This is a genomic window from Pseudomonas sp. LBUM1640, from assembly GCF_059716225.1.
In genome coordinates this window covers 6,452,552-6,479,157 of the sequence record NZ_CP166816.1, presented here as the reverse complement: position 1 = coordinate 6,479,157, position 26,606 = coordinate 6,452,552, and the positions used below count along the sequence as shown (strand labels likewise).

At 61.3% G+C, this 26,606-nt stretch carries 27 protein-coding genes; 14 read left to right on the top strand and 13 right to left on the bottom strand.

All coding sequences use genetic code 11. From position 1 onward, the window contains the following. Nucleotides 1–5: 5 nt before the first annotated feature. From metX to ACA065_RS28845, 4 genes are all read right to left on the bottom strand, one after another. Nucleotides 6–1,145 carry a homoserine O-succinyltransferase MetX gene (gene metX / locus ACA065_RS28860; RefSeq protein WP_497692510.1) on the bottom strand — a complete coding sequence of 380 codons (1,140 nt, stop codon included), beginning with the start codon at nucleotides 1,143–1,145 and terminating at the stop codon, nucleotides 6–8. 202 nt (nucleotides 1,146–1,347) lie between these two features. Beyond that, nucleotides 1,348–1,935: a YggT family protein gene (locus ACA065_RS28855; protein WP_497692509.1), complete on the bottom strand. Its 588-nt coding sequence runs from the start codon at nucleotides 1,933–1,935 to the stop codon at nucleotides 1,348–1,350. A 39-nt stretch (nucleotides 1,936–1,974) separates the two neighbouring features. Continuing rightward, nucleotides 1,975–2,793 (bottom strand): pyrroline-5-carboxylate reductase, encoded by an 819-nt coding sequence (proC, locus tag ACA065_RS28850; RefSeq protein WP_497692508.1) that lies wholly within the window; start codon nucleotides 2,791–2,793, stop codon nucleotides 1,975–1,977. A gap of 33 nt (nucleotides 2,794–2,826) precedes the next feature. Further along, nucleotides 2,827–3,513 carry a YggS family pyridoxal phosphate-dependent enzyme gene (locus ACA065_RS28845; RefSeq protein WP_497692507.1) on the bottom strand — a complete coding sequence of 229 codons (687 nt, stop codon included), beginning with the start codon at nucleotides 3,511–3,513 and terminating at the stop codon, nucleotides 2,827–2,829. A 57-nt stretch (nucleotides 3,514–3,570) separates the two neighbouring features. Between ACA065_RS28845 and ACA065_RS28840 the strand changes: the two genes are divergently transcribed. After that, nucleotides 3,571–4,605, top strand: a complete 1,035-nt coding sequence (locus ACA065_RS28840; protein ID WP_497692506.1) for a type IV pilus twitching motility protein PilT — start codon at nucleotides 3,571–3,573, stop codon at nucleotides 4,603–4,605. 167 nt (nucleotides 4,606–4,772) lie between these two features. Here the strand turns inward: ACA065_RS28840 and ACA065_RS28835 are convergent, their stop codons facing one another. Next, complete coding sequence (locus ACA065_RS28835; protein ID WP_497692505.1) at nucleotides 4,773–5,414, bottom strand: C40 family peptidase; 642 nt, start codon at nucleotides 5,412–5,414, stop codon at nucleotides 4,773–4,775. Nucleotides 5,415–5,663: 249 nt separating this feature from the next. On the opposite strand from ACA065_RS28835, the gene ACA065_RS28830 reads away from it, so the two are divergent. Further along, complete coding sequence (locus tag ACA065_RS28830; RefSeq protein WP_497692504.1) at nucleotides 5,664–6,092, top strand: NINE protein; 429 nt, start codon at nucleotides 5,664–5,666, stop codon at nucleotides 6,090–6,092. 143 nt (nucleotides 6,093–6,235) lie between these two features. Here ACA065_RS28830 and ACA065_RS28825 read toward each other — a convergent pair whose 3' ends face one another. The 7 genes from ACA065_RS28825 to gshB all read right to left on the bottom strand — a co-directional run bounded on the left by ACA065_RS28825 (nucleotide 6,236) and on the right by gshB (nucleotide 12,268). Beyond that, entirely contained in the window at nucleotides 6,236–7,507 is a 1,272-nt protein-coding gene (locus ACA065_RS28825; protein WP_497692503.1) for a dihydroorotase, read from the bottom strand. Beyond that, entirely contained in the window at nucleotides 7,504–8,508 is a 1,005-nt protein-coding gene (locus tag ACA065_RS28820) for an aspartate carbamoyltransferase catalytic subunit (RefSeq protein WP_497692502.1), read from the bottom strand. The genes ACA065_RS28825 and ACA065_RS28820 overlap by 4 nt, the downstream gene beginning before the upstream one ends. 24 nt (nucleotides 8,509–8,532) lie before the next feature. Continuing rightward, complete coding sequence (gene pyrR / locus ACA065_RS28815) at nucleotides 8,533–9,039, bottom strand: bifunctional pyr operon transcriptional regulator/uracil phosphoribosyltransferase PyrR (protein WP_497692501.1); 507 nt, start codon at nucleotides 9,037–9,039, stop codon at nucleotides 8,533–8,535. Between the two features lie 72 nt (nucleotides 9,040–9,111). Further along, nucleotides 9,112–9,549 carry a Holliday junction resolvase RuvX gene (gene ruvX, locus ACA065_RS28810; RefSeq protein ID WP_497692500.1) on the bottom strand — a complete coding sequence of 146 codons (438 nt, stop codon included), beginning with the start codon at nucleotides 9,547–9,549 and terminating at the stop codon, nucleotides 9,112–9,114. Then, entirely contained in the window at nucleotides 9,549–10,118 is a 570-nt protein-coding gene (locus ACA065_RS28805; protein WP_078739562.1) for a YqgE/AlgH family protein, read from the bottom strand. Before ACA065_RS28805 ends, ruvX begins: the two co-directional genes overlap by 1 nt. Nucleotides 10,119–10,331: 213 nt before the next feature. Continuing rightward, nucleotides 10,332–11,237, bottom strand: coding sequence for an energy transducer TonB (locus tag ACA065_RS28800; RefSeq protein WP_497692499.1), 906 nt, complete (start codon nucleotides 11,235–11,237; stop codon nucleotides 10,332–10,334). Between the two features lie 77 nt (nucleotides 11,238–11,314). Beyond that, nucleotides 11,315–12,268 carry a glutathione synthase gene (gene gshB, locus ACA065_RS28795; protein WP_497692498.1) on the bottom strand — a complete coding sequence of 318 codons (954 nt, stop codon included), beginning with the start codon at nucleotides 12,266–12,268 and terminating at the stop codon, nucleotides 11,315–11,317. 239 nt (nucleotides 12,269–12,507) lie between these two features. On the opposite strand from gshB, the gene pilG reads away from it, so the two are divergent. The 6 genes from pilG to ACA065_RS28765 all read left to right on the top strand — a co-directional run bounded on the left by pilG (nucleotide 12,508) and on the right by ACA065_RS28765 (nucleotide 22,352). Then, complete coding sequence (gene pilG, locus ACA065_RS28790; protein WP_497692497.1) at nucleotides 12,508–12,915, top strand: twitching motility response regulator PilG; 408 nt, start codon at nucleotides 12,508–12,510, stop codon at nucleotides 12,913–12,915. Nucleotides 12,916–12,961: 46 nt separating this feature from the next. Further along, nucleotides 12,962–13,333, top strand: coding sequence for a twitching motility response regulator PilH (gene pilH, locus ACA065_RS28785; RefSeq protein ID WP_497692496.1), 372 nt, complete (start codon nucleotides 12,962–12,964; stop codon nucleotides 13,331–13,333). A 12-nt stretch (nucleotides 13,334–13,345) separates the two neighbouring features. Then, nucleotides 13,346–13,870: a chemotaxis protein CheW gene (locus ACA065_RS28780; RefSeq protein ID WP_497692495.1), complete on the top strand. Its 525-nt coding sequence runs from the start codon at nucleotides 13,346–13,348 to the stop codon at nucleotides 13,868–13,870. Then, a complete protein-coding gene (locus ACA065_RS28775) occupies nucleotides 13,867–15,918 on the top strand; it encodes a methyl-accepting chemotaxis protein (RefSeq protein ID WP_497692494.1) in 2,052 nt (683 codons plus the stop codon). Before ACA065_RS28780 ends, ACA065_RS28775 begins: the two co-directional genes overlap by 4 nt. Nucleotides 15,919–16,087: 169 nt before the next feature. After that, the gene (locus tag ACA065_RS28770; RefSeq protein WP_497692493.1) at nucleotides 16,088–21,904 is read left to right on the top strand and encodes a hybrid sensor histidine kinase/response regulator; all 5,817 of its coding nucleotides are present in this window, start codon (nucleotides 16,088–16,090) and stop codon (nucleotides 21,902–21,904) included. Then, entirely contained in the window at nucleotides 21,897–22,352 is a 456-nt protein-coding gene (locus tag ACA065_RS28765) for a chemotaxis protein CheW (RefSeq protein ID WP_497692492.1), read from the top strand. Before ACA065_RS28770 ends, ACA065_RS28765 begins: the two co-directional genes overlap by 8 nt. A gap of 196 nt (nucleotides 22,353–22,548) precedes the next feature. Here ACA065_RS28765 and ACA065_RS28760 read toward each other — a convergent pair whose 3' ends face one another. Next, a complete protein-coding gene (locus tag ACA065_RS28760) occupies nucleotides 22,549–22,836 on the bottom strand; it encodes a HigA family addiction module antitoxin (RefSeq protein WP_497692491.1) in 288 nt (95 codons plus the stop codon). A gap of 253 nt (nucleotides 22,837–23,089) precedes the next feature. Here ACA065_RS28760 and ACA065_RS28755 point away from each other — a divergent pair, with 253 nt between their 5' ends. From ACA065_RS28755 to ACA065_RS28730, 6 genes are all read left to right on the top strand, one after another. Further along, entirely contained in the window at nucleotides 23,090–23,473 is a 384-nt protein-coding gene (locus ACA065_RS28755; RefSeq protein ID WP_497692490.1) for a polymorphic toxin type 44 domain-containing protein, read from the top strand. Beyond that, nucleotides 23,451–23,870, top strand: a complete 420-nt coding sequence (locus ACA065_RS28750; RefSeq protein WP_124418656.1) for a hypothetical protein — start codon at nucleotides 23,451–23,453, stop codon at nucleotides 23,868–23,870. Before ACA065_RS28755 ends, ACA065_RS28750 begins: the two co-directional genes overlap by 23 nt. A gap of 326 nt (nucleotides 23,871–24,196) precedes the next feature. Further along, nucleotides 24,197–24,436 carry a DUF6124 family protein gene (locus ACA065_RS28745; protein ID WP_497692489.1) on the top strand — a complete coding sequence of 80 codons (240 nt, stop codon included), beginning with the start codon at nucleotides 24,197–24,199 and terminating at the stop codon, nucleotides 24,434–24,436. A 319-nt stretch (nucleotides 24,437–24,755) separates the two neighbouring features. Beyond that, the gene (locus ACA065_RS28740; protein WP_497695432.1) at nucleotides 24,756–24,842 is read left to right on the top strand and encodes a DUF6124 family protein; all 87 of its coding nucleotides are present in this window, start codon (nucleotides 24,756–24,758) and stop codon (nucleotides 24,840–24,842) included. Nucleotides 24,843–25,107: 265 nt separating this feature from the next. Next, on the top strand, nucleotides 25,108–25,737 hold the full coding sequence (locus tag ACA065_RS28735) for a nucleotidyltransferase domain-containing protein (protein ID WP_497692488.1): 630 nt from the start codon (nucleotides 25,108–25,110) through the stop codon (nucleotides 25,735–25,737). After that, nucleotides 25,700–26,134, top strand: coding sequence for a hypothetical protein (locus tag ACA065_RS28730; RefSeq protein ID WP_497692487.1), 435 nt, complete (start codon nucleotides 25,700–25,702; stop codon nucleotides 26,132–26,134). Before ACA065_RS28735 ends, ACA065_RS28730 begins: the two co-directional genes overlap by 38 nt. Nucleotides 26,135–26,606: the final 472 nt, after the last annotated feature.

Sequence of the window (26,606 nt, the reverse complement as noted above, 5' to 3'; positions counted from 1 at the left end):
CGTTCTCACAAAGTAATGCGATTCATGTAATTGCTGAAAGCCTGCAGGTAACGCGGGATCGGAATCAGGAAGGCATCATGGCCTTGCGGAGCATCGATCTCCAGGTAGCAGACGTCTTTCTTGGCAGCCATCAAGGCGTCCACCAGCTCACGGGAGCGGGCCGGCGAGAAGCGCCAGTCGGTGGTGAACGACATCACGCAGAACTTGGCCGTGGCGCCCTCGAAGGTTTTTGCCAGGTCGTCGTTGTAGTTCGCGGCCGGGTCGAAGTAGTCCAGTGCCTTGGTCATCAACAGGTAGGTGTTGGCATCGAAACGCCCGGAAAACTCTTCGCCCTGATAACGCAGGTAGCTTTCTACCTGGAACTCGACGCTGTGGAAGTCGTAGTTGAGCTTTTCGCTCTTGAGGCCACGGCCGAATTTTTCGCCCATGGAGTCGTCGGACAAGTACGTGATGTGCCCGACCATCCGTGCCAGCATCAAGCCGCGCTTGGGGATTACACCCGCTTCCTGGAACGAACCACCGTGGAACTCGGGGTCGGTGAGGATCGCCTGGCGCGCCACTTCGTTGAAGGCAATGTTCTGTGCCGACAGCTTGGGTGCCGAGGCGATGGCCAGGCAATGGCGTACGCGGTCTGGGTAGGTGATGGTCCATTGCAACGCTTGCATGCCGCCGAGGCTGCCGCCGATGACGGCGGCCCATTGCTGGATGCCCAGCAGGTCGGCGAGATGGGCCTGGCTGTGCACCCAGTCTTCCACGGTCAGCACCGGGAAATCCGCGCCGAACGGCTTGCCGGTTTCCGGGTTCAGGCTGCTCGGGCCGGTGGAGCCGTTGCAGCCACCGAGGTTGTTCAGGCTGACCACAAAGAACTTATTGGTGTCGATGGGCTTGCCCGGGCCGATGCAGCTGTCCCACCAGCCGGGCTTGCGCTCATCGACGCTGTGGAAACCGGCGGCGTGATGGTGGCCGGACAAGGCGTGACAGATCAGCACGGCGTTGCTCGCCGTAGCGTTCAACTGGCCGTAGGTTTCATAGATCAGGTCATAGGCAGGCAGCGAACGGCCGCAGGCCAGGGCCAGCGGTTCGCTGAAGTGCGCCACTTGGGGCACGACCAGTCCAACAGAATCGGGGGGGAAGGCAGTTGGCATCGACCCTGCTCTCGTTTAAATGAGGCGTAAGTCTAAAGAGCGGGGCCCCCAGCGGCAAGCAAAGGCCTGCACGGAGTCAATTCAGTACGCGGATACAAAATGTGGGAGCGGGCTTGCTCGCGAATGCGGTGTGTCAGTCAGCAAAAATATCGACTGATCGACTGCATTCGCGAGCAAGCCCGCTCCCACACTTATCCGCGTTTCAAATCAGGCCGAATAGTTCTTTAGGCATGAACGCGTAGTAGGCCAGGCGCGGGATCACCCAGCTTTGCAGCAGCTGGATCGCGATGAACGCGAAGATCGGCGAGATATCCAGGCCGCCCAGGTTGGGGATCAAGCGACGGAACGGCGCCAGCACCGGCTCGGTGATCTGGCTGACCAGCTCAGCGCCAGGGCTGCGGCTGCCCGGTGCGACCCACGAGAGGATCACGCTGATGATCATCGACCAGAAGATGATCTTCAAAAACAGCGAGAAGATACCGATCAGGCCCCAGGGCAACAGCAGCGGGGTGAAAGCCTGATAGCCGTTGAGCATCAGGATCACCACAAACAGCAAGATCTGCAGCAGCAGCGCCAGCACCAGCGAAGACATGTCCAGCCCGAACAGGCTCGGGATAACCCGGCGCAGCGGCTTGAGCAGCGGTTGGGTGGCCTTCACCACGAACTGGCAGAGCGGGTTGTAGAAGTTCGCCCGCACCAGTTGCAGGATAAAACGCATCAGCACGATCAGCAGGTACAGGCTGCCCAGGGTCTGGATGATGAAAATGGCAGCGTCATTGATTCCGAGCATGTTTTATTCCTATCTAACCCAGTTGCATGTAGGGGACGACTATTTGCCCAGCTGCTCGGCCATTTCAGCCGAACGATGCGCCGCGGCGCCCAGTGCTTTTTCCACCAGGGCTTCAAAGCCCCCGGCCTGGAACGATTCGATGGCCGCCTGCGTGGTGCCGCCCGGCGAGGTCACGCGGCGGCGCAGTTCGGCGGCGTCCACGTCGCTGCCCACGGCCATCTTCGCAGCGCCCAGCGCGGTTTGCTCGGCCAGTTGCTCTGCAACGTCGTGTGGCAACCCAAGCTTCACGCCAGCGACAGTCATGGCTTCAATCAGCAGGAAGAAGTAAGCCGGGCCGCTGCCCGACACGGCGGTGACCGCGTCCAGTTGCTGTTCCTGTTCCAGCCACACGGCGATGCCCACGGCGGACAGCAGCTCCTGGGCCTGGTCACGCTGTTCTGCGCTCACTTCGGACGTGGCGTACAAGCCGCTCACACCCTGGCGCAGCAGCGCCGGGGTGTTAGGCATGCAGCGCACGATGGGCTGGGCACCGAGCCAGTTGTTCATGCTGGCGCAGGTGATCCCGGCGGCAATCGACACGACCAGTTGGTGCGGCTGCAGGCTTGGGCGCAGGCTCTCGCACACGGCTTTCATGGCCTGCGGCTTGACCGCCAGCACGATCACGTCAACGCCTTGGATGGCCTCGGCGTTGTCGGCGAAGGTTTCAATACCGTGCTCGGTGCTGACGCGAGCGCGGGTGTCGGCGCCTGGGTCGCTGGCGCGGATCTGTGTGGCTTCGAGGCCTTTGGCCCGCAGGCCACCGATCAGGCTGGCCGCCATGTTACCGGCGCCGATAAAGGCAATACGCGTGTTGCTCATGACAGGTCCTTATTCAGAGGAAAGGCAGCCATTTCACGGCTGGCCGTAGTCGCGGGCGCCAAACAGTGCGGTGCCGATCCGCACCCAGGTGGCGCCTTGGGCAATGGCCGACTCAAGGTCGTGGCTCATGCCCATGGAAAGTGTATCGAGCCCCAGGTTCAAGCTGGCTTGCAGCTCGCGTACCGTGGCGAACGCTGCGTCTTGTGCGGCTCGGTCTTCAGTCGGCTCGGGGATCGCCATCAAACCGCGCAGCTTCAGGCGCGGCAGGGCGCTGATCGCATTGGCCAGGGCCGGCAGGTCGGCGGGTGTACAGCCGGACTTGCTGGCTTCGCCACTGACGTTGACCTGGATGCAGATGTTCAGCGGCGCCAGGTCGGCCGGGCGCTGTTCGGACAGGCGTTGAGCGATTTTCAAACGGTCCACGGAATGTACCCAAGCGAAGTTCTCGGCGATCGCACGAGTCTTGTTCGATTGAATGGGGCCGATGAAGTGCCAACTCAAGGGCAGGTCGGTTAATTCGGCCTGTTTGCCCAAGGCTTCTTGCAGGTAGTTCTCGCCAAAGTCGCGCATTCCGCCGGCATAGGCTTCGCGCACGGCGTGTGCGGGTTTGGTCTTGCTCACGGCCAGCAGGTGGATGCTGCTTTCGTCACGTTGCACGGCGTGGGCCGCGGCGCGGATCCGCTCGCTAACCTGGCCAATGTTGTCTGCTATCGTCGACATTCAAGATGCACCCGTGGATATGGAGTCCGCGGCATTCTACTGGAAATGGAAAGCCCTATGGATATCACTGAACTGCTGACGGCCAGCGTGCGCCGCGGCGCCTCCGACCTGCATTTGTCGGCCGGCCTGGCACCGATGCTGCGTGTTGATGGCGAGGTCTGGCCGCTGGATGGCCCGACGCTTTCGCCTACGCAAGTTGCGGACATGCTCAGCCCTTTGCTCAACCAGCACCAACAAAAGGATTTCGAAACATCTCTTGAAACGGATTTTGCCTTCGAGCTGCCGAGTGTGGCGCGGTTCCGGGTGAATGTGTTTCAGCAGGATCGCGGCATGGGCGCGGTGTTTCGCACCATCCCCGCCGAGGTGCAGAGCCTGGAAGGCCTCGGGCTGGGCGAGGTGTTCCGGCGTATCGCGCAACTGCCGCGCGGCCTGGTGCTGGTGACCGGGCCGACCGGGTCCGGCAAGTCCACGACGCTGGCAGCGATGATCGATTACCTCAATGGGCACCGGCGCCAGCACATCCTCACTCTGGAAGACCCTATCGAGTTTATCCACAGGCCGAAAATGGCCCTGATCAACCAGCGCCAGGTACACCGAGATACCCACAGCTTTTCGGCGGCGCTGCGTTCGGCCCTGCGCGAAGACCCGGATGTGATCCTGGTGGGCGAGTTGCGCGACCTGGAAACCATCCGCCTGGCGCTCACGGCTGCTGAGACCGGGCACCTGGTATTTGGCACGCTGCACACGACGTCGGCGGCAAAGACCGTGGGTCGGCTGGTCGATGTGTTCCCGGCAGCGGAAAAGGCCATGGTGCGCTCGATGCTCTCGGAATCGTTGCAGGCGGTGGTGTCGCAAGTGCTGGTGAAGAGGGTCGGCGGCGGTCGGGTGGCGGCTCACGAGATCATGCTGGGTACACCGGCCATTCGTAACCTGATCCGCGAAGACAAAGTGGCGCAGATGGTCTCGGCGATCCAGACCGGTGGGGCGTTGGGGATGAAAACGTTGGACATGAGCTTGAAGGCGTTGGTCAGCGAGGGGCTGATCAGCCAGGAGGCGGCACGGGGGCAGGCGAAGGTGCCAGCAGATATCTAGCGAACACTGAGATCACTGTGGGAGCTGGCTTTGTGGCGAGGGAGCTTGCTCCCGCTGGGCTGCGAAGCGGCCCCAAGATTTTGGGAGCGCTTCGCACTCCAGCGGGAGCAAGCTCCCTCGCCACAACAAGCCCGCTCCCAAATTGTTTACTGCATTTCAGCTAGAGATCAGCGCTGCACAACCCGCAAGTTGCTGTTCTGCTCTTTCGGCAGCACCCGCTTGGCAATCACGTAGTTCTTGTCCCAGAACGGCTTTTTCAGCGTGTCGATACTTACCGACTTGCCACGACGCGGCGCGTGGATAAAGCGGTCGTTGCCCAGGTAAATGGCAACATGGTTAACCTGGCGGCTCTTCAGCTTGAAGAACAACAGGTCGCCCGGCTTCAGGTCTTTGCGATCAACCTTCAGCCCGTGGCCGGCGGCCATGGCGTTGGAGGTGCGTGGCAAATCCACCGCTTTGACGTCGTTAAATGCATATTTCACCAAACCGCTGCAGTCGAACCCTTTACTTGGGCTGCTGCCGCCCCAACGATAAGGAGTACCGAGCACATTAACGGCGCGGCTCAAGACGTTGCTGCTTTGTTTGGTGTTGACTGCCATCAGGCCGGCGGTTGCTTTACCGTTGTGGGCCTTGCTCAGTTGAGTAGGGCGGTTGACGGTCAGCTTTACCGATTTGGCGGTGCTTGGCGTGCTGTGAACTTTAGGGGTGAAACCGTTAACGTTAGGAAGTCGTTGCTCACGATTGGTGGCGTGGGCGGCCAGTGGCATTAATAGGCAAATGGTTAGCCATGTCTTGAAAAATGGTCGCATTAGGCGTGGCTCTTTTAGGTTTGCGCGCAACTTTATAACAGCTTTTTGTGTCGTTCTCAGGCCGTTTGTCGACTGAACCCTGGGGTCAAATTCAGGAAAAACGCGACGAATTGCCGCTATTGTCCTACAGAGGTCAGGTGGCATAAGGCTTTGCGGGAAGGAAGATACCATTTGCCGTGCGTCGGGCGCCCGTAAAAAAGTCACAAAGAAAATGAAAAAATTTATCTATCGAGGCTAAAGAGGTACTCCATGAACACCTATCGACAGGATGTGATGCAGCAAGACACCCACAGCAAAGTGATCGGTTACCTGCTGTGGATTTTCGGTTTTACCGGGGCGCACCGCTTCTATTACGGCAAGCCGGTGACCGGGACAATCTGGTTTTTTACCTTGGGTCTTTTCGGCATCGGTTGGCTGATCGACTTGTTCCTGATCCCGGCCATGGACCGTGAAGCGGACCTGCGTTTTACCGCCGGCCCCATCGAATACAACGTGGCCTGGATACTGCTGGCGTTCCTGGGTGTGTTCGGTTTGCACCGCATGTACCAAGGCAAGTGGATCACCGGCCTGATCTACCTGCTGACCGGCGGGTTGTTCCTGATCGGGGTGCTGTATGACTTCTGGACGTTGAATACGCAGATTTCGATCCGCAATGCCGAGCGCAATAACGGGCGATAAATCGCTCAAGTCATGTAGAGATGCAAATGTGGGAGCGGGCTTGCTCGCGAATACGGTGCGTCAGCCGACAAATATGCTGACTGATCCACCGCATTCGCGAGCAAGCCCGCTCCCACATTTACTGTGCTCACTTCAGGCCGGAGTCAAGCCTGGTAGCTGATCCGCCCATCCACCAACGTGTACCGCACCGTCGCCGGCAGGCTGTGGCCGATGAACGGGCAGTTTTCGCCTTTGGACAGCCAGTGCTCCCCGGCAACCGTGGAGCTGGCCGGGTCAAACAGCACCAGATCCGCTGCCGAACCCTCCGCCAATTTACCTGCCGGCAGGCGCAAGGCCTCAGCCGGGCCGGCGCTCAGGCGCGCCAATAATGTCGGCAGGTCAAGCAAACCATCTTCCACCAACGTCATCGCCAGCGGCAGCAACAGCTCGACGCTGCTGATACCCGGCTCTGTTGCGCCAAACGGCGCCAGCTTGGCATCACGCTCGTGGGGTTGGTGGTGGCTGGAAATCGCCGACACCACGCCGGACTTCACGGCCGCACGCAAACCTTCACGGTCGGCCAGGGTGCGTAGCGGTGGCTGCACGTGGTACAGGCTGGAGAAGTCGATCAGCGCCTCATCAGTCAAAATCAGCTGGTACAACGCCACGTCTGCCGTTACTGGCAGGCCGCGCGCCTGGGCCTGGGCGATCAAGGCCACGCCGCGAGCGCTGGTCAGCTGGCTGAAGTGCGCACGCACACCGCTCTGCTCCACCAGCAGCAGGTCACGGGCCAGGGCCACGGTTTCAGCGGTTTCCGGGATACCCGGCAGGCCGAGGAAGCTGGCCACGGCGCCTTCATGGGCCAAGCCGCCTTCAGCCAGGTCGCGGTCCTGGGAGTGGAAGATCACCGTCAGGTCGAAGGTGGCTGCGTATTCCAGGGCGCGGCACAGAGTACGTGTGCTGCGAAAGCTTTCCAGGCCGTTGCCGAACGCCACGCACCCGGCGTCGCGCAGGGCGATCAACTCGGCGAGCTGTTCGCCTTCCAGGCCTTTGCTCAGGGCGCCGATGGGGAACACTTTGCAATTGCCGGCTTCGCGCGCGCGGTCGAGGATCAGCTCGGTCACGGCCGAGGTGTCGAGTACCGGCTTGGTGTGCGGTGGGCAGCACAGGCTGGTCACACCACCAGCAGCGGCGGCGCGGGTTTCACTGGCGATGGTGCCTTTGCGGCTGTAACCCGGCTCGCGCAGGGCGACGTTCAGGTCGACCAAACCAGGCGCGGCCACCAGGCCTTTGGCGTTGATGGTCTCGCTGGCGCTGAAGCCCGCAGGCGCGGCGCCGATGGCGATGATTTTGCCGGCTTCCAGATGAAGATCGGTAACGTGATCCAGCCCACTGGCTGGGTCGATGACTCGGGCGCCGAGAATGCTGAGCTTCACTGGGCGTTCTCCTGCTCGAATTGACGTTGCGCGGTTTGCCCGCTCATGGCCATGGACAACACCGCCATGCGCACGGCGATGCCGTAGGTCACCTGGTTGAGAATCACCGACTGGCTGCCGTCGGCCACCGCCGACTCAATCTCTACGCCCCGGTTGATCGGGCCTGGGTGCATGACGATGGCGTCCGGCTTGGCCCCAGCCAAACGCGCGGTGGTCAGGCCGAACAGGCGGTAGAACTCACCTTCGCTCGGCAGCAGGCCACCGGCCATGCGCTCGCGTTGCAGGCGCAGCATGATCACTACGTCTACGTCCTTGAGGCCTTTGGCCATGTCGGTGTAAACCTTCACGCCGTATTGCTCGATGCCGATTGGCAGCAGGGTTTTCGGCGCGATCACGCGGATGTCCGGGCAACCCAGGGCTTTGAGGGCCAGCATGTTCGAGCGCGCGACCCGCGAGTGCAGGATGTCGCCGACGATGGCCACCGAGAGGTTTTCAAAGCCGCCCTTGTGCCGACGAATCGTCAGCATGTCGAGCATACCTTGGGTCGGGTGCGCGTGGCGGCCGTCGCCGCCATTGATGATCGCTACGTTCGGGCACACGTGCTCGGCGATGAAATGCGCGGCGCCGGAGTCGCCGTGGCGTACCACGAACATGTCGGCGGCCATGGCTTCCAGGTTGCGCAGGGTGTCGAGCAGGGTTTCGCCCTTGCTCGCCGACGAGGTCGACACGTTCAGCGTGATCACGTCAGCCGACAACCGCTGGGCCGCCAGTTCAAAGGTGGTGCGGGTGCGGGTGGAGTTCTCGAAGAACACATTGCAGATGGTCTTGCCGCGTAGCAGCGGGACCTTCTTCACCGCGCGGCCACCGACTTCGAGGAACGAGTCGGCGGTGTCGAGGATTTCGGTGAGCAGTTCGCGGGGCAAACCGTCGAGGGACAAGAAGTGTTGCAACTGGCCCTGAGCATTGAGCTGCAGCGGGCGCTTGGCATCTAGAGGCGTCATCGCGGGGACTCTGTACAAGGCGGTTTAAAGGGCAAGGTCTTGCAGTTCGAGTTCGAGCGGCGTGGGACCGGACAATTTTACCCGCTGCTGGGCTGAAAGCGACAGGGTCGCGCCGACCACATCCGGGCTGATCGGCAATTCGCCGGCGTCCAGGTCCAGCAGGCACACCAGGGTCACGCTGGCCGGGCGGCCGTAGTCGAACAGCTCGTTCATGGCGGCGCGGATGGTGCGGCCGCTCATCAGCACGTCGTCGATCAGCACCAGGTGCTGGCCTTCGATCTCGAACGGCAGCGCCGAAGGGCGCACTTGCGGGTGCAGGCCGTTCTGGCTGAAGTCGTCGCGGTAGAAGGACACATCCAGCGTACCCAGTGGCGAGTCGCTGCCCAGTGCTTCCAACAACGCTTGGGCCACCCACACACCGCCAGTGCGAATGCCGATAAAGCGCGGCTCGCTGATGGCACGGTGTTGCAGGTGCGCCGTGAGGCGTGTCGCCATCTGGCTGATCAGTTCGGCGGGATTGGGCAGGCTCATGGTGGCTCCTTCAAGGTCTCGCGCAGGCAAGGTCCGGGCTCAAACGTAAAAAGACGCGGCAAGCCGCGTCAGTCAGGATTCAAATAAAGCGGTGTTTTCATCCAGCCAACCCTGCAACAGCAAGGCGGCGGCGATGGCGTCCACCGGGTTGTCGAGGTAACTACCTTTCTGGCCGCCACGGTCGCGGCGCTCACCCTTGGCTTCAAAGGTAGTCAGGCGCTCATCGTGGGTATAGAAGGGCAGGTTGTAGCGGCCATTGAGGCGGCGGGCGAATTTTTCGGCACGCAGGCACATGTCGCTGGGCGTGCCGTCCATGTTCAAGGGCAGGCCGACCACCACCGCGTCGGGTTTCCACTCCTTGATCAGGGCTTCGACCTGATTCCAGTCCGGTATGCCGTTCTGGGCTTTCAAGGTGCACAGTTCACGGGCCTGGCCGGTAATCACCTGGCCGACCGCTACGCCGATCTGTTTTGTGCCGTAGTCAAAACCGAGGATCAAGCGCAAGGCCATCAGGCGTGCCCCGCCTGGCTGGTCAGCAGGCTGAGGTTGACCCGCAGCTTGGCCGCCGCTGCTTCCAGGCGCAGTTCGCTGGCGGTATTGAACAGGATGTCGGCGTCGAACGGGCACGTCAGCCAGGCATTGCTGGCCAATTCAGCTTCCAGCTGCCCGGCTTCCCAACCGGCATAGCCGAGGGTGATCACGCTTTGTTCCGGCCCCACGCCGTCGGCGATGGCGAACAGCACGTCCTGGGAGGTCGACAACGACACACCTTCCAAGTCGACGGTGGCCTGGAACTTCGGCCCGGTGGGGTGCAGCACAAAGCCGCGATCAGTCTGCACCGGCCCACCGATGTAGATCGGTACGCTCTGGCAACGGGCCGGCGGGTCGATCTCGGGGCGCAATTGCTCAAGAATGTCCGCCAGGTTCAGCTCTTGCGGGCGGTTCACCACCAACCCCATGGCACCATTGGCGGTGTGCTCGACGATGTAGGTCAAGGTCTGCGCAAAGTTCGGGTCGGCCATATGCGGCATGGCGATCAGGAATTGGTGCTTGAGGTAGGTCGGGCTGACATTTTTCATGCCCACTAGTGTGGCGTTGGAGGGGCGAACTGACAAGCTGGGAGTTAGATGCAGACCTAATGTGGCGAGGGAGCTTGCTCCCGCTGGTCTGCGTAGCAGACCTGATACCGGCATTGTATTTTTCCAATTGAAACGCGATCACAGGTTTTAGGGCCGCTGCGCGCCCCAGCGGGAGCAAGCTCCCTCGCCACATTAAGCCCAGCCAACAGAGTGTCAGTTACTGGACAGCCGATCACCCCGGGCAAACTTCCAGGTGCGGATGATTTCCAGGCGGTCGATGTCGTTCAGGTCGCCGGTAAACGGCGCAAAAGGCGCGGCCAGGCGCACGATGCGTTGGGCGGCCTGGTCCAGCAGCGGTTGGCCGGACGACTCCAGCACCTGCACTTCATATAACGAACCATCACGGTTGATCGACACCAGTAAGCGCAAATTGCCATAGATCTGCTGGCGTCGGGCTTCGTCCGGGTAGTTGAGGTTGCCGATGCGCTCGACCTTCTTGCGCCATTCGTCCTTATACCAGGCGCCTTTGTCGCGCATGGTCGAGGCGGCGTTCAGGCGGTAGATGCGCGGGCGCTTGGCGTACAGCTGTTGTTCGTTGGCCAGTTCCGCTTCGAGGCTGGAGATCTGGTCGGAAAGCTGCGAGCTGTCGAAGGTCGGCGCCGGTTTCACGGGCTCGGGCTGCGGCTCGGTCTTGGTTTTCTCGCGCTGGGTCGGGGCTTTTTGCGGTTTTGGCGCGACGGTGGTCACGGCGGCTTTGGGTGCGGCCTGCTTGACCTCGGGCTTGGGCGTGGGCGGCGGGGTGACTTTATTCACCTTGTTGTCCTGGAACGGCGCCACTTCGGTGGTCTTGGGCACCGCCTTCTTGTCGAGGGTGCCGCTGCCCTGCTGATTGTCCTGGGCGAGAAAGTCGGCCTTTTCAGGCTTCTTTTCGCTCTTGAACGTGGCGAGGGTGATTTCCAGGGTTTTGGTGATTTGCTTGGGTTCGGCGAAGGTGAAGCCCAGGCCGAGCAGCAAGGCGAGGTGGATCAAGGCTGCCAGGAACAGGGTAAATCCGAGCCGATCAGCCGGGCGCACGCCGCTGTGGGAGAGTTCGGGGGGCAGATCGGACGGGAGCGTCATGACAAAAAAACCAACATCGCGCGTTTCACAGGTGGCGCATGATAACGCAATGTTGGTGTGTGTCCGGCTGTTCTATGTCACTTGGCGTTTAGCTTGCGCTCGATGGCCGCCATCAGCATTTCGCCGATGTTCGTGCCAAATGCGTTGTCGATCTCGCGAATACAGGTCGGGCTGGTGACGTTGATTTCGGTGAGGTTCTCACCAATTACGTCTAGTCCTACAAACAGCAGGCCTTTTTCGCGCAGGGTTGGGCCGACTTGGGAAGCGATCCAACGGTCCTTGTCCGACAGTGGTCGCGCCTCACCACGACCACCAGCCGCCAAGTTGCCACGCGTCTCGCCCGCCGCCGGGATACGCGCCAGGCAGTAATCCACCGGCTCGCCGTCAATCATCAGGATGCGCTTGTCGCCGTCCTTGATCGCCGGAATGTAAGCCTGGCCCATGATCTGCTGGGTGCCCAGGGCTGTCAGGGTTTCCAGGATCACCGACAGGTTAGGGTCGCCGGCACGGTGGCGGAAGATCGACGTGCCACCCATGCCGTCCAGCGGCTTGAGGATCACATCGCCATGCTTGGCGGCGAATTCACGCAGCACGTCGGCGCGGCGGCTGACCACGGTCGGTGGCGTGCACTGTGGGAAAAGGGTGGCGAACAGCTTTTCATTGCAGTCGCGCAGGCTCTGCGGCTTGTTGACGATCAACACACCGGCGCGCTCGGCCTGCTCCAGCAGGTAGGTGGAGTAGACGAATTCCATGTCGAACGGCGGGTCCTTGCGCATCAGGATCACGTCCAGATCGCTCAAGGGGCTGTCGATTTCATCCGCCAGCTCGAACCACTTTTCAGGGTTGGCAAACACCTGCAGCGGGCGCATGCGTGCGCGGGCCTCGCCGTCGCCCTGGTAAAGATCGCGCTGCTCCATATAGAACAAGGTCCAGCCGCGGGCCTGGGCGGCCAGGAGCATGGCCAGCGAGCTGTCCTTTTTATAGGAAATGCTGGCGATAGGGTCCATGACAATGCCGACGCGAACGCTCATGGGGGATTTCCTCTAGCAAATTAGGGCGCATAAAAGTGGCGTCAGAGTGGCGCTGCGGCTGTTGTGGGTCAAGGAAAAACCACCTGGCCGGTCGCTCGATAGATTGCGCCCGGAGACTGTGCTAAAAAGACTGCCACGGCGCAGCAGCCCTTGAATTCCAAGGCTTCTAGCGCTCATCCTGTGCAACATCAGGCAGTACACACCGAAAACCGATTCGCTGTGGCGATGGTAGAGCAGATATGGAACAGCATTCCAACGCCTTGAGAGTGATGGTGATCGACGATTCGAAAACGATCCGCCGCACCGCAGAAACCCTGTTGAAGAACGTGGGGTGCGACGTCATCACGGCCATCGACGGTTTCGATGCCCTGGCTCGAATTGTTGATCATCACCCGCACATTATTTTTGTCGACATCATGATGCCGCGCCTGGATGGCTATCAGACTTGCGCACTGGTGAAGAACAACCCGGCGTTCAAGTCGATCCCGGTGATCATGCTGTCTTCCAAGGACGGCCTGTTCGACAAGGCCAAGGGGCGCACCGTGGGTGTCGATCAGTTTTTGACCAAGCCTTTCAGCAAGGAAGAACTGCTGAGTGCGATCAAGGCCTACGTGCCCGGCTTCGCCGCAGTAGAACAAGCACACTGACACCGCCTCACAAGGGCCGGCGTCCACCAATGTAGTGGGGAAAACCATGGCACGTGTTCTGATCGTCGACGATTCGCCGACCGAAATGTACAAATTGACCGGCATGCTGGAAAAGCACGGCCACCAAGTCCTCAAGGCCGAAAACGGCGCGGACGGCGTGGCCCTGGCGTCCCTGGAAAAACCCGACGCGGTGCTGATGGATATCGTCATGCCCGGCCTCAACGGCTTCCAGGCCACACGCCAGTTGAGCAAGCATACCGACCCGAGCATCAACTCGATCCCGATCATCATCATCACCACCAAGGATCAGGAAACCGACAAAATCTGGGGTGAACGCCAGGGCGCCAAAGATTACCTGACCAAGCCTGTGGACGAAGAAACCCTGATCGCCACCCTGAACAAGGTGCTGGCCGGCTGACGGCACGCCATCATGACCGAGTCGCAAACTGCCTTCGAGCTGCTGCTGGACATCGACCGCCGCTGCCGCCTGCTGGCCGCCGACCTGCCGTCCCAGGAAACCCGCCTGCAACGTTGGAGCGGGATCGGCTTTCGCCTGGGGCCGTATTGGTATGTGGCGCCGATGGGCGAAGTCGCCGAGGTGTTGCATGAGCCGCGCTGTACCTTGATGCCCGGCGTCAAACCCTGGGTCAAGGGCGTGGCCAACCTGCGCGGGCGTTTGCTGCCGGTGATGGACCTGGGCGGGTTTCTCGGCCTGGAGTTGTCCAAGGCGCGTAAGCAACGGCGGGTGCTGGTGGTGGAATTCAGCGACTTGTTTGTCGGGCTGCTGGTGGACGAGGTGGTGGGCATGCAGCATTTCGCGCAAGACGCATTGTTGGCAAGCGTGCCCCCCGTGGCACCGTTTATCCAGGGCCAGTTCGACAGCGACCAGCTGTGGCAGGTCTTCAGCCCCTTCGCTTTGGCCCAGGCCCCAGGCTTCATGGATGTTGCCGCATGACCACTGTCACCTCACCCAAACCGCAAGCCGCCTCGCGCAGCCGTTCGCAGATCATTGTGCTGTTTATTGCACTGATCGTGTTCATCATGCTGTTGTTCGCCAACTTCGCGTACCTCAACACCCAGTCCACCTACGATAAGCAGTACATCGGCCACGCCGGTGAGCTGCGCGTGCTGTCCCAGCGCATCGCCAAGAACGCCACCGAAGCCGCTGCCGGCAAGGCCGCCGCGTTCAAGCTGCTGGGCGATGCGCGCAACGACTTCGCGCAACGCTGGGGTTACCTGAAAAAAGGCGACATCGACACCGGCCTGCCGGCCGCGCCCAGTGCGGTACGCGCCGAGATGCGCGCGGTGCAGACCGACTGGGAAGCACTGCTGAAAAATACCGACGCGATTCTTGCCAGCGAACAGACCGTGCTGTCGCTACACCAAGTGGCCGCGACCCTCGCCGAAACTGTGCCGCAATTGCAGATGGAATCGGAGAAGGTCGTCGACATCCTGCTGCAACGCGGCGCCCCGGCCGGCCAAGTGGCGTTGGCCCAGCGCCAGTCGCTGCTGGCCGAACGCATTCTTGGCGCGGTCAACACCGTGCTGGCCGGTGACGAAACCGCCGTGCAGGCCGCCGACGCCTTTGGTCGCGACGCCAACCGCTTCGGCGTGGTGCTCAACGGCATGCTCAACGGTAACCCGGGCTTGCGCATCACTCAGGTCGAAGACCACGACGCGCGTGCGCGACTGACGGAAATCGCCGAGCTGTTCGAGTTTGTCTCCGGCTCCGTGGATGAAATCCTCGAAACCTCGCCGCAGCTGTTCCAGGTGCGCGCCTCGGCGAGCAATATCTTCAACCTGTCGCAAACCTTGCTCGATGAAGCCTCGCACTTGGCCACCGGGTTTGAAAACCTCGCCAGCGGGCGCAGCTTCGACACCATCGGCGGCTACGTGCTGGGCCTGTTGGCACTGGCCTCGATCATCCTGATCGGCCTGGTAATGGTGCGCGAGACCAACCGCCAGTTGCATGAAACCGCCGAGAAGAACGAGCGTAACCAGAACGCGATCATGCGCCTGCTCGATGAAATCGAAGACTTGGCCGATGGCGACCTCACGGTGACGGCCTCGGTCACCGAAGACTTCACCGGCACCATCGCCGACTCCATCAATTACTCCGTGGACCAACTGCGCGATCTGGTCGCCACCATCAACCTCACCGCCGGCCAAGTGGCGGGCGCGGTGCAGGAAACCCAAGCCACCGCCATGCACTTGGCCCAGGCCTCGGAGCATCAGGCCCAGCAAATTGCCGAAGCGTCCACGGCGATTAACCAGATGGCCCAGTCTATCGACCAAGTCTCGGCCAACGCTGCCGAGTCCTCGGCGGTGGCGGAGCGTTCGGTGGAAATCGCCAACAAGGGCAACGAGGTGGTGCATAACACCATCCACGGCATGGACAACATTCGCGAGCAGATCCAGGACACCGCCAAGCGCATCAAGCGCCTGGGCGAATCATCCCAGGAGATTGGCGACATCGTCAGCCTGATCGATGACATTGCCGACCAAACCAACATCCTCGCCCTCAACGCCGCGATCCAGGCGAGCATGGCCGGTGATGCCGGGCGTGGTTTTGCGGTGGTGGCCGACGAAGTACAGCGGCTGGCCGAGCGTTCATCAGCCGCCACACGGCAGATTGAGACACTGGTACGGGCGATCCAAACCGACACTAACGAAGCCGTGATCTCCATGGAGCAAACCACCACCGAAGTGGTGCGCGGCGCGCGGCTGGCGCAAGACGCCGGGGTGGCGCTGGAAGAGATCGAAGGCGTGTCGAAAACCCTGGCGGCATTGATCCAGAGTATTTCCAACGCGGCGCAGCAGCAGACGTCGTCGGCGGGGCAGATTTCCCTGACCATGAACGTGATTCAGCAGATCACCACGCAGACGTCGTCAGGCTCCACGGCTACCGCCGAAAGCATCGGCAACCTGGCGAAAATGGCCAGTCAGTTGCGCAGGTCGGTGTCGGGTTTCACGCTGCCACCACCACGATCGGCGGATGATTGAAATGCAATCAAAATGTGGGAGCGGGCTTGCTCGCGAATGCGGTGGGTCAGCTAATAGGTTAGGTGGCTGATACACCGCTTTCGCGAGCAAGCCCGCTCCCACATTGGATCTCCTTTTGATTTGAGATCTTGGCAACACACGCAATCCATGAATTCTAAGCGGAGCAGTTATGGTTGATCGGCACGACTACGTGGCCCTCGAATGGGTCAAGGGCGACATTGCCGAAACCCTGAAACAGGCCCGTTCGGCGCTTGACGCGTTTGTCGAAACCGGCGACAGCGACGCTCTCGCCGAGTGCCTGGCCGGCATCCACCAAGTGCATGGCGCGCTGCAAATGGTCGAGTTCTACGGCGCGGCGTTGCTGGCCGAAGAGATCGAAGAGCTGGCCCTGGCCCTGCAAGCCGAGCGCGTCGGCCAGCGCGATGAAAGCATCCGCCTGCTGCAACAAGCCCTCGGCCAACTGCCGCTGTACCTCGACCGCGTGCACAGCGCCCGCCGCGACCTGCCGCTGGTGGTGTTGCCGCTGCTCAACGACCTGCGCAGCGCGCGCGGCGAAAGCCTGCTGTCGGAGACCAGCCTGTTCAGCCCGCAGCTGCTGTCGATTGCGCCGTTGCCCGATGAGGCCTTGGCCCAACGCACGCTGCCAGACCTTCATGAACAACTGCGCCAGTGGCACCAACTGCTGCAACAGGCTCTGGCCGGTTTGCTGCGTGAAGACCATGGCCCCAGCAACCTGGAAGACATGGCGCGGGTGTTTGCACGCCTCGAAGCGCTGTGCCAGGGCGCGCCGCTGCTGCCGTTGTGGCAAGTCACCTCGGCGCTGGTCGAAGGCATGCTCACCGGCGTGATCGCCAACAGCCCGGCGCTGCGCAGCCTGCTCAAGGCCAGCGACAAACAACTCAAGCGCCTGTTGGTCCAGGGCATCGGCGGCATTAACCAGCCTGCGCCGGATGAACTGCTCAAGAGCCTGCTGTTCTATGTGGCCAAGGTCACCCGGCCGACGCCACGCATGCAAAGCCTCAAGGAACGTTACGGGCTGGATGAAGCTTTGCCCGACAGCGCGGTGGTGGATGCCGAACGCGCGCGCCTGGCGGGGCCGGACCGTAATGCCATGGGCTCAGTGCTCGGCGCTTTGTGCGAGGAACTGGTGCGGGTCAAGGAACGTCTCGACTTGTTCGTGCGCAGCGACCGCCAACACACCGACGACCTTGATGCCTTGCTGGCGCCGCTGCGGCAGATCGCTGACACCTTGGCGGTGCTGGGCTTCGGCCAGCCGCGCAAGGTCATCATCGACCAGCTCGCCGTGGTGCTGAGCCTGGTCCAGGGCCAGCGCGAACCCAATGACGCGGTGCTGATGGACGTCGCCGGGGCGTTGCTTTACGTCGAAGCCACGCTGGCCGGCATGGTCGGCACCGTCGAGCCGCAAAGCCGCGAAGAAAGCCGCCTGCCCACCACCGACCTGACCCAGATCCATCAACTGGTGATCCGCGAATCCTGCCAGTGCCTTAAGCAAGCCAAAGAGCTGGTCATCGATTGTGTAGAAGCGCACTGGGACCGCCAGCGCCTGGAGTCGCTGCCTGAGCTGCTCAGCCAGGTGCGTGGCGCGTTGGCGATGATTCCCCTGCCGCGCGCGGCGAGCCTGATGCGCGGCTGCACCGATTATGTCGACGAACAGCTGATGGTGAACGATGCCGCGCCATCCGAGGCGCAGCTGGGGCATTTTGCCGACGTGATCAGCAGCTTGGAGTACTACCTGGAACGCATGCTTCAGGACCCCGACGCTGCTGGCGAACGCGTACTGGAACTGGCCACCCAAGGCCTCACCGCACTCGGCTATTTACCCGCCGAAAAGCCTTGGCGCCAAGCCCTGGCCGCGCCGGATGGCGCACTGTCGACAGAGGTCGCGCCGAGCCAATCCCAGTTCGACGCATTGGCCAGCCCCTCGTCGCGCCTGAACCCGCCAGCCCTGCAGCGTCCGGGCAGCCTGCTGCCACCGCCCGCTGGCGAAGAACCTATTGATGATGAACTGCGCGACGTTTTCCTCGAAGAAACCGACGAAGTCCTCGACGTGCTGCATCGCTCCTTGCCCAACAGCGCCGACAAAACCGCCCAGGGCGAAATGCGCCGGGCCTTCCACACGTTGAAAGGCAGCGGCCGTATGGTTCGCGCCCTGGTATTGGCCGAGCTGGCCTGGGCCGTGGAAAACCTGCTTAACCGCGTGCTCGAACGCAGCGTGGCCCTCAGCCCGGACGTGCAGCACGTGCTGGATGAAGCCGTGGCCCTGCTGCCGGAATTGATCGCCGACTTCGCGGCCGACGACCAGCGCCAGCGTGATGAAGTCGACGCCCTGGCCGCCCGTGCCCACGCCTTGGCCAGCGGCAGCGAGCCGGGCGCAGAGCCCCACGATCCGATGCTGCTGGAGATCTTCCGCAACGAAGCCCAGAGCCATCTGGAAAGCCTCAACCACTTCTTGCAACAGGCCGCCGAACACGTGCCGCTGCAAGTCAGCGATGAACTGCAACGCGCCTTGCACACCCTCAAGGGCAGCGCCTACATGGCTGGCGTGTTGCCGATGGCCGAACTGGCGCGGCCGCTCGATCACCTGACCCGCGAGTACAAGGCCCACCGCCTGCCGCTGGACCTGGATGAAGTGCAATTGCTGCTGGAGGCCGAAGGCTTGTTCCAGCGCGGCTTGCGTCAACTGAACAACGACCCGCTGGTGCCGATCAAGGGCGCGCCAGACTTGATCAGCCGTACCCAAAACCTGCTCGACCAGCAACTGCAAGCCCTGCTCGACGCGCCCAGCACCGGCCTGCGCATCAAGCGTGACCCGCAGCTGATCGCCAACTTCCTGGCCCAGGGCATGGACATCCTGCTGGATGCCGAAAGCCTGCTGCGCCGCTGGCAGCAACACCCCGGCGAGCGCCAGGAACTGACGGCGCTGCTGGACGAATTGACTACCTTGGGCGAGGGCGCGCACATCGCCGACCTGCACGCCATCGACGCGCTGTGCGAAGCCTTGCTTGATCTGTACGGCGCCGTGGAAGAGAGCAGCCTGGCGGTCAGCGAGCGGTTTTTCCATGAGGCCGAACAGGCCCATGAAGCGTTGATCAACATGCTTGACCAACTGGCGGCCGGCCAGGAAATCAACCCGGCACCGGCGCGGGTGCAAGCCCTGCGCGAATTGCTCGATGAAGCCCTCGACCCGTCCGCCACTGGCCTGATAAAAAGCGACGGCAGCCGTGCGTTGAGCATCAGCGAACTGGGCGCCGCCACCGCACAGTTGGACCAGGACACGGCAATGGACGACGAGATCGTCGAAATTTTCCTGGAAGAGGCGGTGGATATCCTCGACAGCGCCGGGCAGTCCCTCAAACGCTGGCTACTGGACCCGGACAACGCGGCACCGCTGTCGTCGTTGCAACGGGATCTGCACACCCTCAAGGGCGGTGCGCGCATGGCCGAGATCGGCCCAATTGGCGACCTGGCCCATGAGCTGGAAGGCCTTTACGAAGGCTTGGTGGACCGCCGCTACAGCTACTCGGCAGAACTGTCTCAAGTATTGATGGCCAGCCATGAGCGGCTGGCCTTGCAGTTGGATGAACTGCAGGCCCTCCAGCCCCTGAGCGACGCCAACGACGTGATCGCCCAGCTGCGCACGTTGCGCCAGGGCAACGCGCCCGCTACCCCGGCCGCTGAGCCGGAAACTGCGGCGGCTGATCCCGAGTTGCTGGATATCTTCCTCGAAGAAGCCGCCGACATTCTCGACAGCTCAAGCAGCGCCTTGCTGCGCTGGCAGGCCGAGCCGAGCAACCGCCAGGAAGTGGAAACCCTGCTGCGCGACCTGCACACCCTCAAGGGCGGCGCGCGCATGGTCGAGATCGCGCCGATTGGCGATTTGGCCCATGAGCTGGAGTTCCTCTACGAGGGGCTTTCCGCAGGTTTGCTCGCGCCGTCGCCGGAACTGTTCGCGTTGCTGCAAGGCTGCCACGACCGCCTGGCGCAGATGATCGACGCGGTGGCGGGCGGGTTGCCGGTGGGGTCGGTAGACAAACTTATCGAGCGCATCAAAAGCCTGGTGCACCCCAGCGATGAGCCGGTCGCGCCGGTCGCATTGCCCGCCGGTAAAGCCGAAGCGGCGGTTGATCCCGCGGCCGACATGGTAAAAATTTCCGCTGATTTGCTGGATGATCTGGTCAACCTGGCCGGTGAAACCTCGATCTTCCGGGGCCGTATCGAGCAACAGGTCAACGACGCGCGCGTGGCTCTCAACGAAGTCGAAACCACTATCGAGCGCATGCGCGACCAACTGCGCCGCCTCGACACCGAAACCCAGGGCCGCATCCTCAGCCGTCAGCAGGCCGAGGCCGAGCGCTTGGGCTATGAAGAATTCGACCCGCTGGAAATGGACCGCCACTCGCAGTTGCAGCAGCTGTCTCGCGCATTGTCCGAATCGGCCTCCGACCTGCTGGACCTCAAGGAGACCCTCGATCGCCGCAACGGGGATGCGCACAACCTGTTGCAGCAACAGGCGCGCATCAACACCGAGTTGCAAGAAGGCCTGATGCGCACGCGTATGGTGCCGTTTGAACGCATGCTGCCGCGCCTCAAGCGCATCGTGCGCCAGGTGGCGGAGGAGTTGGGCAAGGACGTCGAATTCGTGGTCGGCAACGCCGAAGGCGAGATGGACCGCAACGTATTGGAGCGCATGGTGGCGCCGCTGGAACATATGCTGCGCAACGCCGTCGACCACGGCCTGGAGTCACGCGAGGCGCGGCTGTTGGCCGGCAAGCCTGCGCGGGGCCGTATCAGCCTGGACCTGACCCACGAAGGCGGCGATATCGTCTTCGACATGCGCGACGACGGCGCCGGTGTGCCGCTGGAAGCGGTGCGGCGCAAGGCGATCAAGCGCGGCTTGCTCGCGCCTGATCAAGACATCAGCGACCGCGACGTGTTGCAGTTCATCCTGCAGCCGGGCTTTTCCACCGCCGAAAAAATCACCCAGATTTCCGGGCGCGGCGTGGGCATGGACGTGGTGCACGAAGAAGTGCGCCAGCTTGGCGGCTCAATGGTGATTGATTCGACGGCGGGCGAGGGCGTGCACTTTCGTATTCGCCTGCCGTTTACCGTGTCGGTCAACCGCGCGCTGATGGTGCAATGCGCGGACGACCAATACGCGATCCCGCTCAACACCATTGAAGGCCTGGTGCGCGTGCTGCCCCACGAGCTGGCCGGGCACTATCAGCAAGACCCGCCGCGTTATGAATACGCCGGTCAGCGCTACGAACTGTTTTACCTGGGCGACCTGCTGCACACCGTGGCCCGGCCGAAACTGCTCGGCCAGTACCAACCGGTGCCGGTGCTGCTGGTGCAATGCAACGAGCGGCGTGTGGCGGTGCATGTGGACGCCATGGCGGGTACGCGCGAGATCGTGGTCAAGGGCCTGGGGCCTCAGTTTGCCGGGGTTCAGGGCTTGTCCGGCGCGACCATCCTGGGCGATGGCCGCGTGGTGCTGATCATCGACTTGCTCGCGCACATCCGTGCACGCCAACCAGCGTTGCCGGCCCAGTCGGTCGACACGCCGCTGATCCTCAACGACCCGCTGAAAAAGCGCCCGCTGCTGGTGCTGGTGGTGGACGACTCGGTCACCGTGCGCAAAGTCACCAGCCGCCTGCTGGAGCGCAACGGCATGAACGTGCTCACCGCTAAAGACGGCATCGACGCCATCGCCCTGCTCGAAGAACACACCCCGGACCTGATGCTGCTCGACATCGAAATGCCGCGCATGGACGGCTTCGAAGTGGCCATCCAGGTGCGCAACGACCCACGGTTGATGCGCCTGCCGATCATCATGATCACCTCGCGCACCGGCCAGAAACACCGCGACCGCGCCATGGCCATCGGCGTCAACGACTACCTCGGCAAGCCATACCAAGAGTCGGTGCTGCTGGAAAGCATCGCCTACTGGAGCAAGTCCCATGCTTGACCACCGCACCAGCCAACTCACCTGCCTGCTGCTGCCGTTGGCTGACCGCCATCTGGTACTGCCCAACGTCGCCATCGCCGAGCTCATCGACTACCAGCGCGGCGAACCGGCCAGCGACGCACCACCGTGGTATTTGCGGCAAGTGACGTGGCGCGATCGGCAATTGCCGCTGATCAGCTTTGAAGCGGCCTGCGGTGAGGCCAGCGTGACCGGTGAGCGCTCACGGATTGTGGTGCTGAACGCGCTGGGCGGGCGGCCGACGTTGAAGTTTATTGCGATGGTGATTCAGGGGATTCCACGCTCGTACAAGCTCGATAGCCAGTTGAGTTATGTGGATGTGCCGCTGTGCCCGCTGGAGCTGGCGGCGGTGCAGGTGGGCGAGCATGTGGCGAAGGTGCCGGATTTGATGGGGCTTGAAGCGTTGTTGGTCGAATCCGGCCTGGCCTGACCGAAGGCCCTGATCGTTCCCACGCTCCGCGTGGGAATGCATCGCGTGACGCTCCGCGTCACCTTTGTGCTGAACTTGAGCGTTGCACTGGCTGGCGGGACGCGGAGCGTCCCAGGCGGCATTCCCACGCAGAGCGTGGGAACGATCAATCGCAGGCAAGCCAGCTCCCACACTGAACTGTGCTCGGCCCAAGCTCTCAATCAATCCGGGCAAACCGCTCAATCGCTGGCTGCTCCCGATGCTCGGCCTGCCACAAGTCGTAGGCACTTTGCATCGACAACCATAGCTGCGCAGTACTCACGCCCGCCCGCTCCAGCCTCACGGCAAGGTCAGGGCTGACAGGCGCATGGCCATGCAAGATTCTTGAAAATGTCTCGCGGGCAAAGCCTAGGCGTCGTGCCATTTCAGTGATGGTAATGCCCAAGGCTGGGATCACATCTTCAAGCAGGATTTCGCCTGGGTGAGGTGGGTTGTGCATGGGCATCTTGGTGCGTCCTGCTGCGGTGAGCATCTGCCATGAAGGCTAGGCAGGCGCGTTCTGAGCGGCAACCCTAAAGCACTGTATGAAACTTCCTTTTTGCCACTTCGGCTCTACTCATTTGATGCGAATTGATAGCACGAATGTCGGAAGTGGATGGATTTGTTGTAGGTGCATTCTGCATTTGGATTGAGCGGGTTTTCAGGCCTGAGTGGAGTGGCTAGCTTCTGCGTTCCTCACTGCCTGCAAGGATCTGCAAATGGCCGTACCGTTAATGCCGCCCGGTGTTTCAATTTTTGAAAACATGGCGATATCTCGATGTAAACGCACTCATCTCAAGCCGGGCTCGGCATTCGCCTATTCTTGGTTTTATTCTCAGGTCAGGGCTGCAGGCCCATGGAACTACAAGAAGCGAGGGCGCGAGTATGAGGCTTTTGGTAACTTTAATTACGGCGCTACGGGTACGGTGCTGGGCATTCCCGAGCATGTGTTGTTGCGAGCTGCTGGTGTGGCTCAAACCGCCGCAAAAACCACCCTTCCGGATTTTGGAACATGGTGGGGCGGTGAGCCTTTTGGTGATGACCCACGGGACCAATATTGGATAAGAAAAGGTATTGAATATGCAATTTCGCAAGGCCACTAAGCGCCTCATACCGTTTCTGCGTAATTGCCTGCTTGTGGTCTGCCTGATCTATATCGGCGGCAGTTGGATCCTGTCGTCCGGAACACCGGATCTGGATGAAGTGGTGTTGAAACATTCATTGGGCAACGGCACCTCTATATATGGTGCGCGAGACGGCCAGGGCGGTGCGACGGTAGGATTTTCCTACAGGTACTACGTCCATGAGGACTTGGGGAGTGATCAGGAAATACTCACCGCATTAGTGTCTGCACATCCTTTTCTGAAAACCAAAGAGCCCGATGTTCAAGTGAGTGATGAGGGCGGTGCGCTGCACCTGATCATTCAGGGGAAGGTCTATGAGTACCACAGCTATGCGCTGGAGGGCCTTGGAGCGGTCAAGGTGATGATGGCTTTGTGATGGGCCAGTCTTCGGATTTTTCCTGCAAGATTTCGGGCTGTGCATGAACTTGTTGCGGGTAGTCATGGCGGCTAGTCTTCGTCCCGTCATCGAAAAAACGGTGACACGGACGTGCAAGTCCGACGAAACTGTTTAGGCGTACAAACGCCCAGCCAACCACGGGCGCTTTTTGTGCTCGCTGCTTTATGGCGGCTGCGCGCAGGAGGTCTTCGGACCTGCTGGGTGTCCTAAACAGGCCCGGTCTTGCACACCTGCGCACGGTCGCCACCCTCATTCGCGTGCAAGCGAACGGTGGCGCTCCTTACTAACTGTTTAGGAGCTTTATCATGGTCAAACCTACCCCGAATCCGCCTCTCTTCACCGTCAACCCACACCAAAACACCGAAGCTCTACTGGTCAACGCCAGCGAAACCTTATCGTCGCTAAACGCCATGACCTGCAATCTTGCCTTCAACCTGGACACCTCCCAGCGCGCAATCATGCTCGGCATTCAGCAAATGGCCGAGTTGAGTCAGTTGCTCGTCGATAGAGCGCTGGAACAAGTCAGCCCGACGCCGGAAGGTTGAAGCGGTCCCAAAAAGGGATTGATCGGTCCCTGTTTGGGACCGCTACCTAACAACCACCACCGAACAAATGTGGGAGCGGGCTTGCTCGCGAATGCAGGGTGTCAGTCGGTACATGAGTAACTGACCCACCGCATTCGCGAGCAAGCCCGCTCCCACATTTTGTTCTTCATTTGGTCAGAGATCAGCGATTTGATCGTTCCCACGCTCCGCGTGGGAATGCATCGCGTGACGCTCTGCGTCACCTTTGCGCTTGCACTGACTGGCGGGACGCGGAGCGTCCCAGGCGGCATTCCCACGCAGAGCGTGGGAACGATCAATCATGCTCGGCATCCAGCAAATGGCCGAGTTGGGTCAGTTGCTGGTCGATAGAGCGCTGGAACAAGTCAGCCCGACGCCGGAAGGTTGAATCGGTCCCTGTTTGGGACCGCTATCTAACAACCACCACCGAACAAATGTGGGAGCGGGCTTGCTCGCGAATGCAGGGTGTCAGTCGGTACAGGTGTAACTGACCCACCGCATTCGCGAGCAAGCCCGCTCCCACATTTTGATCTTCAGTCGGCTCGAATCCAGTATTTGCTGATTGATCGTTTCGTATACTTCAACCGCTTAAAACTTGATCGTTCCCAAAAAGGGACCTATCGTTCCCTTTTTGGGACTCTTTGGCCGCAGCCATGCAAATCTTGCCGCTCAGCACTGCACTCTTCACCAACACCCAGCAGAAAGTGCTGGGCCTGCTTTTCGGCAAGCCCGATCAAAGTTTCTTCACCAATGAAATCGCGCGCTGGGCCCAGGTGGGCAAGGGCAGCCTTACCCGTGAGCTGGAGCGTTTGCAGCTGGCGGGCATCTTGAGCATGACGCGCCAAGGTAATCAGACCCACTACCAAGCCAACCCCCAATGCCCGATTTACTCGGAGTTGTTGGCCATCGTGCGCAAGACCCTGAGCCTGGACGAACCCTTGCGCACTGCATTGGCGCCTTTCGCCGAGCAACTGACGTGGGCTTTCATCTACGGCTCCATCGCCAAGGGCGAGGCGCACTCATCCAGTGACATAGATCTGATGCTGATCGGCGAAAGCCTCAACTACAGTGAAGTCATGGAGCAGCTCATGCCGTTGGAAGAGCAACTGGGCCGCACCATCAATCCGACGCTTTACACCCCCGAGGACTGGATCGGCAAATGGAATGCCGGGAACAGTTTTGTGCAGCGGGTCGTGCAGCAGGACAAGATCAATCTGATGGGGGGCAACCCCCTGGAATCCATGGATGGACAGCAAGGCAAATCTGGAGAGCCTGCAACGTAGCGGTGGCTTGAAGGCTGAGCCGCCGGATCGCAAGGAGTGTGATGGGCTGATGCGCTCGGCTCAGGACCGGTTAAGGGATGCGGGTAATCCACTGTTGTCGTTCGCCAGTCGTTTCGACCTGGCCTACAACGCCGCCCACGCTATCGCGCTCACGGCTTTGCGCTTGCGAGGGTATCGCTCTGACAAGCGCTATCTGGTCTTTCAATGTCTGGTTCACACCACCGACGCGAGCAAGGTGCAGGTGAGGTTATTAGCTCTGTGCCATGAGCGCCGAAATCTGGCGGAATACGAAGGGTACATGGATGAGGATGAGGCGCTGCTTGGGCAGTTGATGGATGGCGCGATGACTCTGCTGAATAAAGTGGAAGATTTGTTGGCGGCCCATCAATGGCAATGACCACCGAACAAATGTGGGAGCGGGCTTGCTCGCGAATGCAGGGTGTCAGTCGGTACAGGTGTAACTGACCCACCGCATTCGCGAGCAAGCCCGCTCTCACATTGATCGTTCCCACGCTCCGCGTGGGAATGCATCTTGTGACGCTCCGCGTCACCTTCGTTCACGACTTGAGAATTGCACTGACTGGCGGAGCGCGGAGCGTCCCAAGCGGCATTCCCACGCAGAGCTTGGGAACGATCAACTCTGCTGAATAAGTGGAAGATTTGTTGGCGGCCCATCAGTGGCAATGACCACTGAACAAATGTGGGAGCGGGCTTGCTCGCGAATGCAGGGTGTCAGTCGGTACAGGTGTAACTGACCCACCGCATTCGCGAGCAAGCCCGCTCCCACATTTTGATCTTCAGTCGGCGCGAACTCAGTGTTTGCTGATGATCCGTTACTGCAACCGTAATGATTCGCCATTGGGCTTGAT

What these genes read in the sequence shown, in the direction of transcription:
- metX (WP_497692510.1), bottom strand. Translation starts at nt 1,145, where the DNA reads ATGCCAACTGCCTTCCCCCCCGATTCTGTTGGACTGGTCGTGCCCCAA.
- ACA065_RS28835 (WP_497692505.1), bottom strand. Translation starts at nt 5,414, where the DNA reads ATGCGACCATTTTTCAAGACATGGCTAACCATTTGCCTATTAATGCCA.
- pilG (WP_497692497.1), top strand. Translation starts at nt 12,508, where the DNA reads ATGGAACAGCATTCCAACGCCTTGAGAGTGATGGTGATCGACGATTCG.
- ACA065_RS28830 (WP_497692504.1), top strand. Translation starts at nt 5,664, where the DNA reads ATGAACACCTATCGACAGGATGTGATGCAGCAAGACACCCACAGCAAA.
- ACA065_RS28855 (WP_497692509.1), bottom strand. Translation starts at nt 1,935, where the DNA reads ATGCTCGGAATCAATGACGCTGCCATTTTCATCATCCAGACCCTGGGC.
- ACA065_RS28755 (WP_497692490.1), top strand. Translation starts at nt 23,090, where the DNA reads ATGGCCGTACCGTTAATGCCGCCCGGTGTTTCAATTTTTGAAAACATG.
- ACA065_RS28845 (WP_497692507.1), bottom strand. Translation starts at nt 3,513, where the DNA reads ATGTCGACGATAGCAGACAACATTGGCCAGGTTAGCGAGCGGATCCGC.
- ACA065_RS28735 (WP_497692488.1), top strand. Translation starts at nt 25,108, where the DNA reads ATGCAAATCTTGCCGCTCAGCACTGCACTCTTCACCAACACCCAGCAG.
- ACA065_RS28750 (WP_124418656.1), top strand. Translation starts at nt 23,451, where the DNA reads ATGCAATTTCGCAAGGCCACTAAGCGCCTCATACCGTTTCTGCGTAAT.
- pilH (WP_497692496.1), top strand. Translation starts at nt 12,962, where the DNA reads ATGGCACGTGTTCTGATCGTCGACGATTCGCCGACCGAAATGTACAAA.
- ACA065_RS28820 (WP_497692502.1), bottom strand. Translation starts at nt 8,508, where the DNA reads ATGACGCCTCTAGATGCCAAGCGCCCGCTGCAGCTCAATGCTCAGGGC.
- ACA065_RS28730 (WP_497692487.1), top strand. Translation starts at nt 25,700, where the DNA reads ATGGACAGCAAGGCAAATCTGGAGAGCCTGCAACGTAGCGGTGGCTTG.
- ACA065_RS28805 (WP_078739562.1), bottom strand. Translation starts at nt 10,118, where the DNA reads ATGAAAAATGTCAGCCCGACCTACCTCAAGCACCAATTCCTGATCGCC.
- ACA065_RS28765 (WP_497692492.1), top strand. Translation starts at nt 21,897, where the DNA reads ATGCTTGACCACCGCACCAGCCAACTCACCTGCCTGCTGCTGCCGTTG.
- ACA065_RS28775 (WP_497692494.1), top strand. Translation starts at nt 13,867, where the DNA reads ATGACCACTGTCACCTCACCCAAACCGCAAGCCGCCTCGCGCAGCCGT.
- ACA065_RS28800 (WP_497692499.1), bottom strand. Translation starts at nt 11,237, where the DNA reads ATGACGCTCCCGTCCGATCTGCCCCCCGAACTCTCCCACAGCGGCGTG.
- ACA065_RS28770 (WP_497692493.1), top strand. Translation starts at nt 16,088, where the DNA reads ATGGTTGATCGGCACGACTACGTGGCCCTCGAATGGGTCAAGGGCGAC.
- ACA065_RS28760 (WP_497692491.1), bottom strand. Translation starts at nt 22,836, where the DNA reads ATGCCCATGCACAACCCACCTCACCCAGGCGAAATCCTGCTTGAAGAT.
- proC (WP_497692508.1), bottom strand. Translation starts at nt 2,793, where the DNA reads ATGAGCAACACGCGTATTGCCTTTATCGGCGCCGGTAACATGGCGGCC.
- gshB (WP_497692498.1), bottom strand. Translation starts at nt 12,268, where the DNA reads ATGAGCGTTCGCGTCGGCATTGTCATGGACCCTATCGCCAGCATTTCC.
- ACA065_RS28780 (WP_497692495.1), top strand. Translation starts at nt 13,346, where the DNA reads ATGACCGAGTCGCAAACTGCCTTCGAGCTGCTGCTGGACATCGACCGC.
- ACA065_RS28840 (WP_497692506.1), top strand. Translation starts at nt 3,571, where the DNA reads ATGGATATCACTGAACTGCTGACGGCCAGCGTGCGCCGCGGCGCCTCC.
- ruvX (WP_497692500.1), bottom strand. Translation starts at nt 9,549, where the DNA reads ATGGCCTTGCGCTTGATCCTCGGTTTTGACTACGGCACAAAACAGATC.
- ACA065_RS28740 (WP_497695432.1), top strand. Translation starts at nt 24,756, where the DNA reads ATGCTCGGCATCCAGCAAATGGCCGAGTTGGGTCAGTTGCTGGTCGAT.
- ACA065_RS28745 (WP_497692489.1), top strand. Translation starts at nt 24,197, where the DNA reads ATGGTCAAACCTACCCCGAATCCGCCTCTCTTCACCGTCAACCCACAC.
- pyrR (WP_497692501.1), bottom strand. Translation starts at nt 9,039, where the DNA reads ATGAGCCTGCCCAATCCCGCCGAACTGATCAGCCAGATGGCGACACGC.